The following is a 15,464-nucleotide window of genomic DNA, read 5'->3' on the forward strand; positions in this document are numbered from 1 at the left end:
TCTGAAATCTGAAAATGGCAATATGATCCGTTGTTTTTTGATATATTCAGGATCTGGTCATTCAGAAAGTTTGGTAGCTGGCACGATGACTTCGAGCCAGTCAATGTACTTCGTTATCAATAAGGCAGTAACTATGATCTTTGCCTATAGTGCTCAGGGAAACCAATTTTCCATTGACCGGGTTACGCCAGAATTCCCACCGGCCAAGGGCACTATATGGCTGGAAGCCACCGAGCCGGACAGCGATGAGCACCACTGGTTAACCACCCACTTCCCCGGCTGCCTGCCCGAGGAAGAAGATCTGGGTGAAATTGAAATATCTTCCCGCTACTTTGAAACCGAATCCGGTATTCATATTCGATCGCTGTTTCCCCACAGGTCTGGCCACGAGCTGAGAAATATTAACGTCGCTTTCAACCTCAGGCCCGATAAGCTGATTACCCTTCAGGATGAGCCTACCGGATTATTCCGGCTTATGCGTAAACACCTGAAAACCCAGCACGTAAAGGCGACCACACCTCTGGATGTTATCATTACTCTCTTTGATGCCAAGGTTGAATACCTTGCCGATACCCTGGAAGAGGTTTACGAAGATCTGGAAGAAGTTAGCCAGAATGCGCTGTCAGATCAGTACAAAGATGTTGATGAGCAGTTGCGCACCATCACACTTCAGGAGGACCTGAATGGTAAAGTCAGATTGAATCTGCTGGATACCCAGCGCTCACTTCGCTATCTGATGCGTGCATGTAATCACATGCTCAATGATGAACAGAGAGACAGTATCAGGGATATGCTTCGGGATATTGAATCCCTGACACCACATACCGGCTTCCTGTTCGAAAAGATCAACTTTTTGATGGAGTCCACAATGGGCTACCTCAATCTTGAACAAAATAACATTATCAAGATTTTCTCAGTCGCAGCGGTCATGTTCCTGCCACCAACACTGATTGCCAGTATTTACGGGATGAATTTCAAAGCCATGCCAGAACTCTCGGTTGAGTATGGCTACCCACTTGCCCTGGGACTTATGTTGTTGAGCGCTTTAGCCACCTTCCTGTTTTTTAAACGCAAAGGCTGGTTGTAACAAGCCAGCTAATGAATCATGTGACGAGCAGGAGTGGGCCAGAGGGCTGGCTTCGCTCGTTAATCAGACCATTTTTCTCTTGGTAACAAACTTCATGTTTTATTGCCTGCTGTCTCTCTAAGTCGGGACTTTTCGCTCATTTTTCAGGCAGCAATACCAATTATCACTGAAACAGGAGAATCAGTGACTATACTTTGCTCACCTCAAGCCATTATTTACTGGGGTGATTTCTACCATGAGCATTGCTAACACAGTCTATAAATACCTTGCAAAACAGAGCATTCCCTATCAAACCGTCAGGCATCAACCCAGCAAGAGTTCCCTGCAAAGCGCCATCGCTGCTCAGATCCCACTCCATCAACTAGCCAAAGCAGTTGTTCTGAAAGATAGCCTTGATCACTACCTGATGGCCATTTTACCGGCTGCCAACCGGGTAAACATTCATCAAGTGAGCCAAATCACCAACTCAAAACTGCAATTCGCCACAGAGCACGAGCTTAACGGCAGGTTCAAGGACTGCGAACCCGGAGCCATCCCACCTTTTGGTGAGCTCTACAACATGCAAGTACTCTGGGATACCCGACTGTGCCAAAGCCCGGATATTTTCCTTGAAGCCGGTGATCATGAAACCCTGATCCGCCTCTTACAGGAAAGTTTCCAACAAATCAGCAACGATCAGCCCCATGATGACCTTTGCTCAGCACCACCGAGAGGTCATTAAATGATTGACTTTCCTGCCCACAGGATGGATCACGCTGCTTGAGGCTCATCAATTACTCCAACTACCACTTTTACTGATAGCGTCCATACTGATAGCAGGCAGTTTGTTCACGCAATCTGTACCCTTCAAGGCTATTTATGGTGAAAAAGGAGCAGATCCCGGCAAAACATTTAATAATCAGGGATCCTGGATGCTGAAAATATGAAACAAAAACTGAGTATACAGAATATTGTTGGTATGGGGTTTATGGTGTTTGCCATGTTTCTTGGGGCAGGCAATTTAATCTTTCCCCCGATGGTTGGACAGTTGGCAGGTGAAGACATGTGGTATGCAGCTGCAGGCTTCCTGCTCACCGGCGTCGGTCTTCCACTGCTGGGCATTGTCGCCATATCAAGAGTGGGCGGTGGCTTTAATGAGATCAGCGGGGAAATGCCCAAGTCCATCATAGTCGCCCTTGGGTCCTGTATTTATCTCATCATCGGTCCCTTATATGCAGTACCGAGAACAGCCCTGGTATCCTATGAAGTCGGTCTGACTCCCTTTCTCTCCGAACCCAGCGCATTTACCCGGTTTATATTCAGTCTGATTTTCTTCAGCATCTCTTGGTATCTGTCAATTCGCCCGGGGAAACTACTGGAATCGGTGGGAAAATTGATCACACCAGCACTTATTGTCCTGTTGGTGATTTTGGGCATTTCACCTATTATTTCCCCTCTCGGTACTCCCGGACAGGCGATCGGCACTTATACCGAAACACCGTTTATCAAGGGTTTCCTTGAGGGCTATATGACCATGGATGCACTGGCGGCACTGATGTTCGGTATAGTCATCATCACCAACCTGAAATCACATGGCATTAAAGAGAAATCCAGTCTGTTCCACTACAGCATTACCACTGGAATCATTGCTGCGATTGGATTGGCCCTTGTCTACGTGTCTCTGTTTTACCTGGGAGCAACCAGCCGGGACGTAGCACCGGATCCGGGCAATGGAGGGCAAATCCTGACCATTTACGCTGAAACACTTTTTGGTACCACCGGAACAGCATTACTGGCTGCCGTCGTGGCCCTCGCCTGTCTGACAACAGCGATCGGCTGCATCACCGCCTGCAGTGAGTATTTTGATGAAATGTTCAAAAACGTGAGCTATAAGACTATTGTTACCATCATTAGTTTAATCTGTATATTCTTTGCCAATATGGGCTTGAATGAGATTATTGACCTCTTCATTCCAGTACTTCTGATTCTATATCCAATATCCATATCGTTGATTTTCCTTGGGCTGATTCGTGACTGGCTACCCAGGCCCGTCCTGACTTACCGGGCGACACTGATTACCATTTTCACTCTTAGCATTATCGATGTACTGCGCATAACCGATTATGCAGAGCTTCAACCTTTCTTACAGCCATTCAGTATCATTCCCGGCTATGAAGTGCATATGGTCTGGCTACTTCCGTCTGTTGTCGTATTGTTCATAACTATTCTACTTGGTTTATTCATCAGGCCTGCATCAAACTGTCAAACGCCATAATAAAGCCACAACAACGCTTTAATCACTGCGTGGCTTTGTTACTGGTATCGTATTTCTTGACGCTTATCAGAATTTAGTCACGATTAACAATTGGCAAGCGAAGACGGATCAAGTAAGCTGCATGTCCTTATAGTTGCCAATACTTCAGCCACTATCACCAGATTCCTTAGTCAAGGGCTCTAATGTTTTGTTGATAACAGGCAACAGCCATGGCTGCACGCATAAGATGCGTGAACCTTAATAATCCCCAAAAACGTAGTGCTTGTCACATGTTCCGCAACTTGGCCCTACCTGCTTTATTTGTTTTAACCATGATCTTAACCGGCTGCCAGACAGTTTTTTATAAAGAGCGTCCTGCCAAGGATGATTCAGATATTATTCAACCCGTTCCAGTCCCGGAGAAGTCGGAACATCCCATGGTGCCATCAAGACCGGAGGAAACAACGTTGCCTCCTGACAAGACCCATGAGATTACTATTCGTGAGCAGACAATCCAAACCCCTGCTCACCAGGATGGCCGACTCGTCCTTGGCATCAACGAAACTGCTACTCTGCCAAACCTGAACCTCAAAATAGAGGCAAAGTTGGATACCGGGGCAGAAAACAGCTCCGTGGATGCCAGAAATATCCAATTTTTTGAGCGGGATGGCAAAAAATGGGTCAAGTTTGACTTGCATCGTACTTCCAGTGGTACTCAGCCGATGGAGCTGCCGGTCAAAGGTGTAACCCGGATAAAACGTCCCGGGCTCTCATCTGTCGAGCGCCCGGTGGTCATGATGACCATAACCATCGGTGACATTACCCAGTCTGTGCCGGTTTCCCTGACTGATCGCGGCAACTATGAGTCACCCCTTTTGATCGGCCGTACCTTTATGCAGGATCTGGCTGTTATCGACGTTAATCAGCGGCATATTGCCACTAAAATGGTGGTCAGCTCGAATAACCGCAAAGCTCAGGTTCCTGTTACCCAGAAGTCATACACCAGGGCCATCATCAAACCTGTCAGCATTAAGGGACTGGCCACCGTTGGAGCTATTGAGCACGTAGCCCTGCCTGATTCCGATACGGTCCTCAAAGCCCGGATTGATACCGGTGCCCTGACCTCTTCCATCGATGCACGGGAGATCGAGCTTTTTGAAAAAGATGGCAAAGACTGGGTTCGCTTCCAACTGGCAAATTCAACAGGTGATCTTATATCCATGCAGGAACCGGTGACCCGGTTCGTTCGGATCAAACGTCATGGAGAGGAGTCTGAGCGACGTCCCGTTATCACCCTGAACGCCAGAATTGGTGACATCCTTATACCGACACAATTTACGTTGCGTAGCAGGGAAAACTATGAGTTCCCGGCCTTGATCGGTGCACGTTTCCTTGAGAAACGCGCCTTGGTGGATGTATCCAGAGAGTATATTTCTGATACCAAACAGCCCTGAGCGGGAGAAAGCCCTGAGAGGCACAAGCTCTCATCAGCATGCAGCCTTTAGCCGGGTTCAGTTGAGATAGACAGTAAAAAGCGAGGGAAAGAATGAAAGGTCGTTTTCAGCTTGGCCTTATGGTTGCTGTATTGATTGTTGCAGGCTTGGGATTAACCCTTTACAAACACTTTGCACTGGGTTTTCCTTTGTTGGGCAAGGATATCTCTACTGTCTGGAGCGTTGAAGCCTGGGTAAGCTTCAAAGCTCAGGGGGAAGCGGCCCAGGCAAGCCTGACCCTCCCGGACCAGCAGTCCGATGTCAGAATTCTCGATGAATCCTTCGCCTCACCCGGCTATGGTATCAACCAGACTAATGATGGCGGTCAACGTCGTGCTGTCTGGAGTACCCGTAAAGCGGACGGTCGTCAGGATCTGTTTTATAAGGTTAAGCTCCGCCTGGAGCCCGGTATTAGCCCGAGCGTTAATGACCAGCCCGAACCATTCATTGCTCCTGTACTTCCCGAGCCCTATCAAACCGCCGCAACCAGCCTGTTAAACCAGGTGACTGACCGTTCAGCAGACCCGGTAAGTTTTGCCGGCACCATGATCAACCAGTTTAATGCCAAAGAACCTGACCAGAACGCCAATATGCTGCTCGGCATGGTGGAAGAAGGTGTCAGGCTTCCGGACTTACTGGTCAATCTGCTTCATATGGGTAACATCCCCGCTCGCATTGTCCGGGGTCTTCACCTGGAAGATGGCCGTCGCCGGCAACCCATTGTGGACATGATTGAGGTGTATGATGGCACGCAATGGCAACTCTTTGACCCCAAAACCGGTAAAGCCGGTAATCCGGACGCCTTCTTCCTCTGGCAGCGTGGGGCCAAATCACTCCTGGATGTCATGGGCGGCGTTAACTCTGACGTCAAGTTCTCTATTATTTCCCAGAATGTCCCAACCAGGGAGCTGGCGCTCACCCAGGCAACTCAGGATGGTGCCGCATTAATTGACTTTTCAATCTACTCCCTGCCATTGGAAGTCCAGAATGCCTTTAAGATTATTCTGTTGATACCGATTGGCGTGCTGACGGTTCTGTTTATGCGAATTGTCGTCGGTCTGCGCACATCCGGCACATTTATGCCGGTGCTGATTGCCATGGCGTTCCTGCAAACTCAATTAATACCCGGGTTAGTGATTTTCATCTCCCTGGTGTCCATTGGTTTATGGATACGATCTTTCCTCAGCCAGCAGAACATGCTACTGGTCGCCCGGCTTGGGGCCGTCATCATAGTGGTGATACTGATCATGGCCGCTATGAGCATCCTGAGCTGGAAGCTGGGTATCACCCAGGCACTGACCGTTACTTTCTTCCCGATGATCATTCTGGCATGGACCATTGAAAGAATGTCCATCCTCTGGGAAGAGGAAGGCCCCAAGGATGTATTTAAAGAAGGCGGCGGCAGTCTTCTGGTGGCCACCATGAGTTATCTGTTGATGTCCAACCCCATTGTTGAACAGCTAACCTTCAACTTTCCTGAACTGATGCTGACCTTATTGGGCATTGTTCTGCTACTTGGCCAGTACACCGGCTATCGGCTGCTTGAACTCAAGCGGTTCTACCCACTGGTTCATTCGGTTGATTCGGTTCATTCGGTTCATTCTGAAAAGTAGAGGTCGGCTTCCATGGGATGGTTTGTGGGATGGTTAAACAGCTTTGTGCAAAACACGCTGACAAAAAACTCAATAGCAACCCCCTCCCGGCTCAAGGAGTCCGGGATACTGAGCATGAACAGCCGCAACCTGAATTATATCTCCCGATATAACCCCAGGCGTCTCCTGCCTCTGGTGGATGACAAACTGACCACCAAACGCATGGCCGAAAAGGCCGGTGTTGATGTGCCAAAACTGATTGGTGTCATTGAATATCAGTCCGATATTCGCAAGTTAAAGGGTATTCTTGAGCCACTGGAAAAGTTTGTCATCAAACCGGCCAAAGGCAGTGGTGGCAAAGGCATTCTGGTGATTACTGGCCGTGACAGTGACCGGTATGTCAAGGCCAGTGGTGAAAGCCTGTCCTTTAACGCCATTAGCCGTGATGTTTCCAATATCCTGGGCGGCCTCTACAGTCTGGGCGGAAAGTCCGACATTGCCGTTATCGAAAGCCTGATCGTCGCTGACCCCATTTTTAAGGACTACAGCTTTGAAGGGGTACCGGATATCCGGGTTATTGTTTTCCGGGGCTTTCCGGTAATGGCCATGATGCGCCTGGCCACCCGAAAATCCGATGGCAAGGCAAACCTGCATCAGGGTGCGGTGGGCGTCGGTCTGGACATTGCCACCGGTAACAGCCTCAGAAGTGTGCAGCATGATTTGCCGGTCAGCACTCATCCAGATACAGGCCACAACTTCTCGACGCTCAATGTGCCTCACTGGCATAAAATATTATCCCTGTCTGCTGCCTGCTATGAGATGACCAACCTGGGTTATCTGGGGGTCGACCTGGTTCTGGATAAAAACCTTGGACCGCTGATTCTGGAACTCAATGCAAGACCGGGGCTTGCGATTCAGATTGCCAATGGCCAGGGGATCAAACCCAGACTTCAATTGATTGAATCGCTGCGCAAGCATGACCTGCCGATTGAAGAACGGGTTGCTTTTTCACAGCAGCACTTTGGCGTAGCGACATTGTCAACACTGCAAAGAACATAAAATGCGCTCCAGGCCATGGACGGTCAGGCTAAATCTAATGAAGAGCACTATTGGTATTTACCAGCAACCAAATCGTTTAGTGACGATCTTTGAAAGCATGAAAGGGCCATTTGAAGCCAACAGAAATGCTTCACAGCACTCCCACGACTGTGTAAGAATGTCTTAAACACTTTGCTTCTCCAGGAAGGAGGAAGCTAAATTGCTATCCCCAATCAACGGACAACGGGCAGTCGATACGGAACTCTTTCCTCCGCCGGGAAAGACGTCGTTATTGTTTTCGATGCAACATTTACACAAAAAAAATAATAAACGCCTGATAATCTATCAACCTGTCCGTTGTCTTCAACTGATGTTTCTGATTTTATTGCTCTCGCTGTCCAGTTCATTGTCTGCCGATCCCATTTATCTCAGTGGTGATGAGGCCATCACCGACCTGCAACTGGTGCCGGTTGATCCACCACCGGACTTTTTTAAAAGTTCACTTCCCAATGAAGAGAGCCCCCTGAAGTGGTATCGCCTGGATATTGAACTATCACCCTACTCCCCCCATGACTGGTTGATGGTATTCCGCCAGGTTCCCCATAAAAAGCTGGATGTTTTCCTCCCGGTCAACAACGGATACCAACTAAAAAAAATGGGCATTGATGGTTCACTGTCAGGTAGTGCTCCCAATACAATAAAGCTGGAACTCAAGCCCGGGGAAACAAAAACATGGTACATACGTCATGATCAAATAGCGCTCAATTCGCTCAATCCTGAGTTATGGCCTTCTCTGAATTATTATGAGACGCTGAACGAACAACAAACCGCCACCAGTTCGATTCAGACACTGCTAATCGTTACCCTGATTTTCATCTTTATGACCCTCAGGAAGCGAACCCCAACCCTGTATCTGCTGATCAGCCATATGCTGGCTACCAACATGATGATCCTGATGTGGGAAGGCGACATTTTTCACACTGTCTCCTGGCTGGTGGGGGATCCGGGACACTGGCTCATTCTGATGACAGCACTGGTGCTGGTTACCAGTATTATCAGCTATCGATCCCTGGCACTTCTACCGATCCACACCCCCAAAACGGACCGATTGATTATTTCACTAAGCACCGTTGGAATGGCTCTCGTCATTTATGGGATCACCTCAGAAATCACCACATCTGAAGCAACGATAAAACTGGCTGGCTATGCACTTCTGGCAAGCTTCACTCTGGTTGTCCTGGCAACTGCCTATTGTCTCTACAATGGTATTCGTCCGGCAAAAATAACCCTTCCTTCAGCGCTTGCCATGCTCCTTCTACTCTCATGGTCATGGTATACCGACGCATGGCCAAGAAGCTTACCAACCTACCCTGAACTTATACTCCTCTCTTTTCATGCCGCTCTGCTGCCTCTGTTTTACTGGCATGGCCACCAGCAGAACCTGCATCACCGGATGTCGGTTAATGCCATCGCTCCTACCAACAGAAAGCGTCGTATATTTGAGACAGCACTCCGGGAACATCTGCAAAACCCGGACTCACCACTCTCAGACAATGATATGATCCAGAGAGTACTGGCGACCTTCGAAGATGTATTACCACGGGTTCCTGCCATGGTACTCTGCCACCAGCAGGATGAATGGCACTTTTCCCTCGGAGAAACAACTGACTACTCTAAAACCGCTGACAATTTGGCCCAACAGCTTCCCGATATCGGAGACGACTTGCTCAGTGTGATCTCTTCAGGTACTGAAACAAAAATTAATTTTAAAGACCAGTTTGGAACCATTTACTGGGTATTCCCCCTGAGCATAGATGCCGGGAATAAAGTCCTCATGGTACTGGCCCCCTCCAGACATCACCGCAATGCCATAACCTGGCAAACCGCCAGCGATATCAGCAACCATACGTGCACTCTTTTTCAGGCCAATCGACAATCTCTCTTCTGGCAACAACAGGCCAGACTTGACCCACTGACCGGATTACTGAACCGTCGGGCCTTCTGCCAGGAAGCTGAACCTATTATCCAGGCTTTCCTTAAGCAAGACGCCATTCAACCATGCTGTGCCCTGTTTATAGACATTGACAACTTCAAACAACTTAATGACCAGCAGGGCCACAACGCCGGAGACCAGATACTTAAGACAACGGCACTTAGCTGCCGCAAGTCGCTCAGGCATCAAGACATACTGGGGCGTTACGGGGGAGAAGAGTTTGTTGCATTATTACCCAATACCAAGCCCTGGCAGGCATTTCGTGTTGCTGAACGAATGAGAATCGCCATTGCCAGTGAACATGCAAAAAACAATCAGTGGACTAACTGTCAGCCCACAACCGTCAGCATCGGTATTTCTGCCCTGTCCGGAGATGTGAACTCTTTGGGCAGAATAATCGAGGAAGCGGATACCGCAATGTACCAGGCAAAGCAGAAAGGTAAAAACCGGACATCAATCAGCACAAGCCTCAATGATGTTCGTATTCCACAGCCCTGAGTATTCATCATGATTACACAGGTTAATCATTGTTTAATCACTGCTTTCATCAGATAGGAGGCAGAGGGGATTTCGGTCCCTGCTTCCCTCAAAAACGAACGATCATTTAGCGCCCTTCATTTTTTCTGTCACCATAAGACAAATAACAGCAATCTTTTCACTCTTGCTTTTTCAAATACGGCTCTTGGAGATCAGCAAAAAGGTCTGAGATTCCAAAAAGAATCAATTTCCAGAAAATGACTTTAATCATAAAAAATGAGTGTTAACCAAGCAATGTAAAATCAACTGTAGGCAAAATAAAAAAAACACTTTTTATAATGAGCAAAAACATTTCAACCATTTGCAAAAAGGAAACGCTTCCCCCTGGTCAGCAAACGTTTAAAAATCAGAAAGACGATCGTACATTTACATATGACCCGCACAAGGAAAGCCTTATATAATTTTGATAATTTAACTTTCTTCCGTCAGGTTAACTCGAAAATGTCGAAAGGAACCGGCCTTCATAACAACGCTCCCGATAAGAAAGAGCCACAGAAAAAGAAGCTGGAAAATGTTGACCTGAAACTGGAAGGACGTGACCTGCGCTGGCTCGAGAAAGTGGCCAGATCGCCGCACCAGGAGCCCTGGAGCGTCACCATACTGCAATACGCCTGGACTGCCGGTCCCGTCACCCTGATGGCTGCCTATTTTGGTCATTATTTTGCCTACGGGGTCATGATGCCCCTTGAGCGGACTTTTTATTTCCTGGGCTACTCCGTTATCGCCGTGGCACTGGGTATCGGTTATCGACTGTTTCACAACATGACCCACGGCCGGCAACTGGCGAGAGACCGGATAAATCTCCTCAGCCTGATCGACCAGATTCCTGAGCTGATCTACCAGGTCCGGGATCTTGGTCAGGTGAATATGCCCGAAGAGCAGCGTCGTATTCATTCTGCGGGCATTCTTCTGCGCAAGCTTGATCTCGGCCCTGAGTGGGTTTCAACCGCCGTTGAAGATCTGACCGGTAACCAGCAACTGGCCAAACAGGCAGAGCGCATTGAAATATTCCGTCGCGCCGGCCTTTACAGCCGTATGCAGGACATTATCGAAGAAGCCAGGGAAGAAACCGATAAGGCGTGGCTCTCTCAATGAGAACCACCCACGGACCGCCGAAGCGCTGAAAAAGCGCCTTAATGGCGTGGTTGCCCGCCCCCACGATGGACAGAAACGGGAGCCTCTCTTTATAGAGCGGATCCTTTCCGCCATAGAGGAAGGCAATGAAAACCTGATGACCCTCCACGACGTGGAAGAGATACTGACCCTCTGTTTCGAACTGATCTGCGGCCGGGAAATTGCCTACCTGAAAATTGAGTACACCGGCCACTGGGACCTTGCCAGGGCCCTGGATAAGCTTGAGGAAGAACGCAATGACCTGCGCATCAGTCGTGCCAGGGTATACTCACGTTTAAAGGCATTAACCACCTACCTGAATAACATCGGGATTCCTTCAGAAATTGGCAGTGGTAACGGGCTAAGCACCCACAAGCTGCTGGCCATCGCAACAAAATCCCTGGACAGTCTCAGCCTTCAGGTTCACGAAGCGCGTCAGCTGACCCTTTCCAGCCCCCAGAAAAAAGGGGCAAAAAAACACCTGTTAACACTGACATCGAAGAGCCAGCAGCTGGAAAAAGCGCTCCAGATCTACAATGAAAGCCACAGGGCTTACCTGAAACAGGGGCGTGACAGCCTGCAATTAAAGCGCGCCCTGCAGAACTGGCAGAAACTCTCCAGTAAATATCAGCATCAGAACAATGAAAACCTGAAACGCAGTCTGACCATATCGGAACAGACCATTTTACTGGATGAAGAGGATAAGGCAGAAGTCACTCAACGTATTCGGCAATACCTCCATGAGTCACCGGACTTACCCAAAGCCCTGCTTGAAACGCTGCCGACAGGTGAAAACAGCCAGCAAAGCCCGGAACAGCAAGACGGTGAAAAAAACCTGACCGAAGCCGTGGCCCGTGATCTTGCCATTGAGATCGCGACCATTCTTGACCCCTACATTCATCTGCACGATCCACAAATCCAAAGGGCCATCGAAAGTGCCAATGCCATCAGTCTGGCCAATATTGAGCCGGGGATGAGTGCCCGAACCAAAGCCGCCTGGGGAGAAGCGATGGCCAGCGCCGTGGACAAGAACCTCGCGGCCAGTGCTGAGAAACTGGCACAAAACCTGATCCGTTATTACCGGGTGCCACTGAGTGACCAGACCATTAACTTTCTGGTGAAAACCTATAATGCCAGCCTGGAAAGGCTGCAGTTTATTGCCCGTTACGAGACACCTCTGAGTGCTTCCTATTCTCTGGATAATGTCTCAGCCATGGAAGTTCCACAGCCAAAAGATAACTGGCACATTAACCTTTACAACGCCAAAAAAACCATTACCCGTTTGAGCTTAAAAGGCATGGCATAAGCAGTGATCCAAAGCTTACAGTGGTTCGTACTGCCACCCACAGAGCAATAAGCCAAACAGCATGCGGTATACCGAAATCTACCTAATTTTTTACATAAGGTACCATCGTTTGCTGTTTACTTATTGCCCAGAACCACTATCAATAGCTCGCTGATTTCACCGAAAGCCTTTTTTCACTCAAGGCCATGGGAACCGGAACACTCCCCGATTCCCGCCACCCTGATGGGAGCCGCTGGCTGAAGCCACAATTACGTTCTATGATGCAGGTAGCCGGGCGTATCTCCAATTTTATCTATGGAGGAGTCGTATGATTCTGGAAGAAGTCATAGATCTCTCGCGCTTTCAATTTGCCATTACTGCGCTCTATCATTTTCTATTTGTGCCACTGACCATTGGCATGACCTTTATCCTTGCCATTATGGAATCCGTCTATGTCATGACGGGTAAACAGATCTACAAGGACATGACCCGGTTCTGGGGAAAACTCTTTGGTATCAACTTTGCCGTGGGTGTCGCTACTGGTCTGACCATGGAGTTCCAGTTTGGTACCAACTGGTCTTACTACTCCCACTACGTTGGCGATATTTTCGGCGCACCACTGGCCATTGAAGCCCTGATGGCCTTCTTCCTGGAATCCACTTTCGTGGGTATGTTCTTCTTCGGTTGGGACCGGCTAAGTAAAGTACAGCATCTGGCCTGTACCTGGTTGATGGCCATCGGCACCAATCTTTCGGCGCTCTGGATTCTGATTGCCAACGCCTGGATGCAGAACCCGGTCGGTGCCGAGTTCAACTTTGAAACCATGCGCATGGAGATGACCAGCTTTGCCGACCTGGTGTTCAACCCGGTGGCCCAGGTCAAGTTCATCCATACGGTAGCGGCGGGTTATACCACGGGCGCTATTTTCGTCCTGTCCATTTCTGCCTACTACCTGCTGAACCATCGCGATATCGGCTTTGCCCGCCGCTCGTTTGCCGTGGCTTCCGGGTTTGGTCTGGCGGCCATTCTGTCCGTTATTCTCCTGGGTGACGAATCCGGCTATGAGCTGGGCGATGTTCAGGAGGTAAAACTGGCCGCCATTGAAGCGGAATGGGACACCCACCCGGCACCGGCCAGCTTCACCGTGATCGGGATTCCTGACCAGGAAAAGATGGAAACCGATTACGCCATCAAGATTCCTTACCTGATGGGCATTATTGCCACCCGCTCTCTGGATGAAGAAGTGACGGGTATCAAAGACCTGATTGAAAACAAGATCGTCCGCATCAAGAGCGGTATGGTCGCCTATGACCTGCTGCAGAAACTGAAAAACGGTGAAGACACCCCTGAAAACCGGGCCGCCTTCCTGGAAGTGGTGGACGACCTTGGCTATGGCCTGTTGCTGACCCGTTATACCGATAACATCCCTGCAGCCAACGATGCAATGATCCGTCAGGCGGCAGAAGATGCTATTCCAACAGTATGGCCACTGTTCTTCTCTTTCCGCATCATGGTTGGCTGCGGCGTCCTGATGCTGCTGCTGCTGGTGACGGCCTTTGTAAAAACGGCCCGTCGTAATGAATACAAGAGCCGCTTCTTCCTGAAGCTCTGCCTCTGGTCCCTGCCTCTGCCCTGGATTGCCAGTGAAATGGGCTGGTTTGTGGCGGAATACGGTCGTCAGCCCTGGTCTATATCCGGTATTCTGCCCACCTACCTGTCGGCGTCCACCCGGACGGTCACTGACTTGTACCTGAGTATTGCCGGTTTCACCCTGTTCTACGGTATTTTTGCCATCGTTGAAGTCTGGCTGCTGGTGAAATATTCCAAACTTGGCCCAAGCAGCCTGCATACCGGTCGTTACCACTTCGAGCAACAGCAGGCTCTAGCCGATGATGCTTCAGTTTCTGACAGTCCCCTCCAGGGCAAAGCATAAGGAGCGAAGACCATGGATTATGAAATTCTCCGATTTATCTGGTGGGTACTGATCGGCGTCCTGTTTATCGGTTTTGCCATTATGGATGGCTACGATCTGGGTACAGCCAACCTCCTGCCATTCATGAGCAAAAACGACACTGAACGTCGTATCATGATTAATGCGGTTGCTCCCCACTGGGACGGAAACCAGGTCTGGCTGATCACCGCCGGTGGTGCACTGTTTGCCGCCTGGCCGACCGTCTATGCGACCGCCTTCTCCGGCTTCTACTGGGCCATGGTTCTGGTACTTTTTGCCCTGTTGATTCGCCCCATGGCCTTTGACTACCGCTCAAAACTGCCTGACCCACGCTGGCGTAATGCCTGGGACTGGGGACTGTTTATCAGTGGCATCGTCCCATCCCTCGTGTTTGGCGTTGGCTTTGGCAATATCTTTGTCGGCTTCGGCTTTGAGCTGGACGGCTTTATGCGCTCCAGCTTCTCAGGCTCATTCTTTGATCTGCTCAACCCATTCTCGCTATTGTGCGGCGTTGTCAGTGCATCCATGCTGACCATGCAGGGCGCAGTCTGGCAGAAAATGCGTTCTGGCGACCCTATCCGTCACCGTGCGGCTACTGTCGCCCGCTACTCTGCCCTGCTGACCATGGTGGCCTTTGCCATGGGTGGTTTCTGGGTTGCTCACATCAACGGATACCAGGTCACCAGCATTCTGGACACCAATGCACCATCCAACCCACTGGAAAAAACCGTCATGCTTGCCCAGGGTGCCTGGCTGAATAACTACAGCCAATACCCGATCATGATGATTGCCCCGGTGCTCGGCTTCCTGGGCACCCTTGGCGTCATAATCTTCTCCGGCACCCGACAGGATGGGCTTAACTTCACCTGCTCATCACTGGCACAGGCCGGCATCATCATGACCGCCGGGTTCAGCCTGTTCCCGTTTGTACTGACTTCCAGTACCGACCCATCCTTCAGCCTGACACTCTGGGACGCAACCTCAAGCTTTATGACGCTGGCCATCATGACCGGTGTAGCCGTTGTGTTTGTTCCCATCATCCTTGGCTACACCATCTGGTGTTTCTACAAGCTCTGGGGCCGCATGACCGCTGAGCGCATTGAACAAGAAAGTCATTCACTTTACTGAGAGGGAACTGAACA

The 15,464-nt window shown here is 49.6% G+C and carries 11 protein-coding genes; all 11 read left to right on the plus strand.

The features are described 5' to 3' along the window. The first annotated feature begins 133 nt into the window (after positions 1-133). Positions 134-1,087, plus strand: a complete 954-nt coding sequence (gene corA / locus MJO57_RS17960) for a magnesium/cobalt transporter CorA (protein WP_252017633.1) — start codon at positions 134-136, stop codon at positions 1,085-1,087. 235 nt (positions 1,088-1,322) lie between these two features. Then, entirely contained in the window at positions 1,323-1,808 is a 486-nt protein-coding gene (locus MJO57_RS17965; protein ID WP_252017635.1) for an aminoacyl-tRNA deacylase, read from the plus strand. Between the two features lie 201 nt (positions 1,809-2,009). Beyond that, positions 2,010-3,341 carry a branched-chain amino acid transport system II carrier protein gene (gene brnQ / locus MJO57_RS17970; RefSeq protein ID WP_252017637.1) on the plus strand — a complete coding sequence of 444 codons (1,332 nt, stop codon included), beginning with the start codon at positions 2,010-2,012 and terminating at the stop codon, positions 3,339-3,341. A 209-nt stretch (positions 3,342-3,550) separates the two neighbouring features. Next, positions 3,551-4,774, plus strand: coding sequence for a RimK/LysX family protein (locus tag MJO57_RS17975; protein ID WP_252017639.1), 1,224 nt, complete (start codon positions 3,551-3,553; stop codon positions 4,772-4,774). Between the two features lie 92 nt (positions 4,775-4,866). Further along, complete coding sequence (locus MJO57_RS17980; protein ID WP_252017641.1) at positions 4,867-6,426, plus strand: inactive transglutaminase family protein; 1,560 nt, start codon at positions 4,867-4,869, stop codon at positions 6,424-6,426. Between the two features lie 12 nt (positions 6,427-6,438). Continuing rightward, a complete protein-coding gene (locus tag MJO57_RS17985) occupies positions 6,439-7,464 on the plus strand; it encodes an alpha-L-glutamate ligase-like protein (protein ID WP_252017643.1) in 1,026 nt (341 codons plus the stop codon). A gap of 349 nt (positions 7,465-7,813) precedes the next feature. Next, complete coding sequence (locus MJO57_RS17990) at positions 7,814-9,934, plus strand: diguanylate cyclase (protein ID WP_252017645.1); 2,121 nt, start codon at positions 7,814-7,816, stop codon at positions 9,932-9,934. Between the two features lie 480 nt (positions 9,935-10,414). Further along, entirely contained in the window at positions 10,415-11,068 is a 654-nt protein-coding gene (locus tag MJO57_RS17995) for a hypothetical protein (RefSeq protein ID WP_252017647.1), read from the plus strand. 46 nt (positions 11,069-11,114) lie between these two features. Beyond that, positions 11,115-12,392, plus strand: a complete 1,278-nt coding sequence (locus MJO57_RS18000; RefSeq protein ID WP_252017649.1) for a hypothetical protein — start codon at positions 11,115-11,117, stop codon at positions 12,390-12,392. Positions 12,393-12,699: 307 nt separating this feature from the next. Continuing rightward, positions 12,700-14,304, plus strand: a complete 1,605-nt coding sequence (locus tag MJO57_RS18005) for a cytochrome ubiquinol oxidase subunit I (RefSeq protein WP_252017650.1) — start codon at positions 12,700-12,702, stop codon at positions 14,302-14,304. A gap of 12 nt (positions 14,305-14,316) precedes the next feature. Continuing rightward, a complete protein-coding gene (cydB, locus tag MJO57_RS18010) occupies positions 14,317-15,450 on the plus strand; it encodes a cytochrome d ubiquinol oxidase subunit II (RefSeq protein WP_252017652.1) in 1,134 nt (377 codons plus the stop codon). Positions 15,451-15,464 lie beyond the last annotated feature (14 nt).

It is taken from the genome of Endozoicomonas sp. SCSIO W0465 (genome assembly GCF_023716865.1).
In the GTDB taxonomy this organism is placed as follows: Bacteria; Pseudomonadota; Gammaproteobacteria; order Pseudomonadales; family Endozoicomonadaceae; genus Endozoicomonas.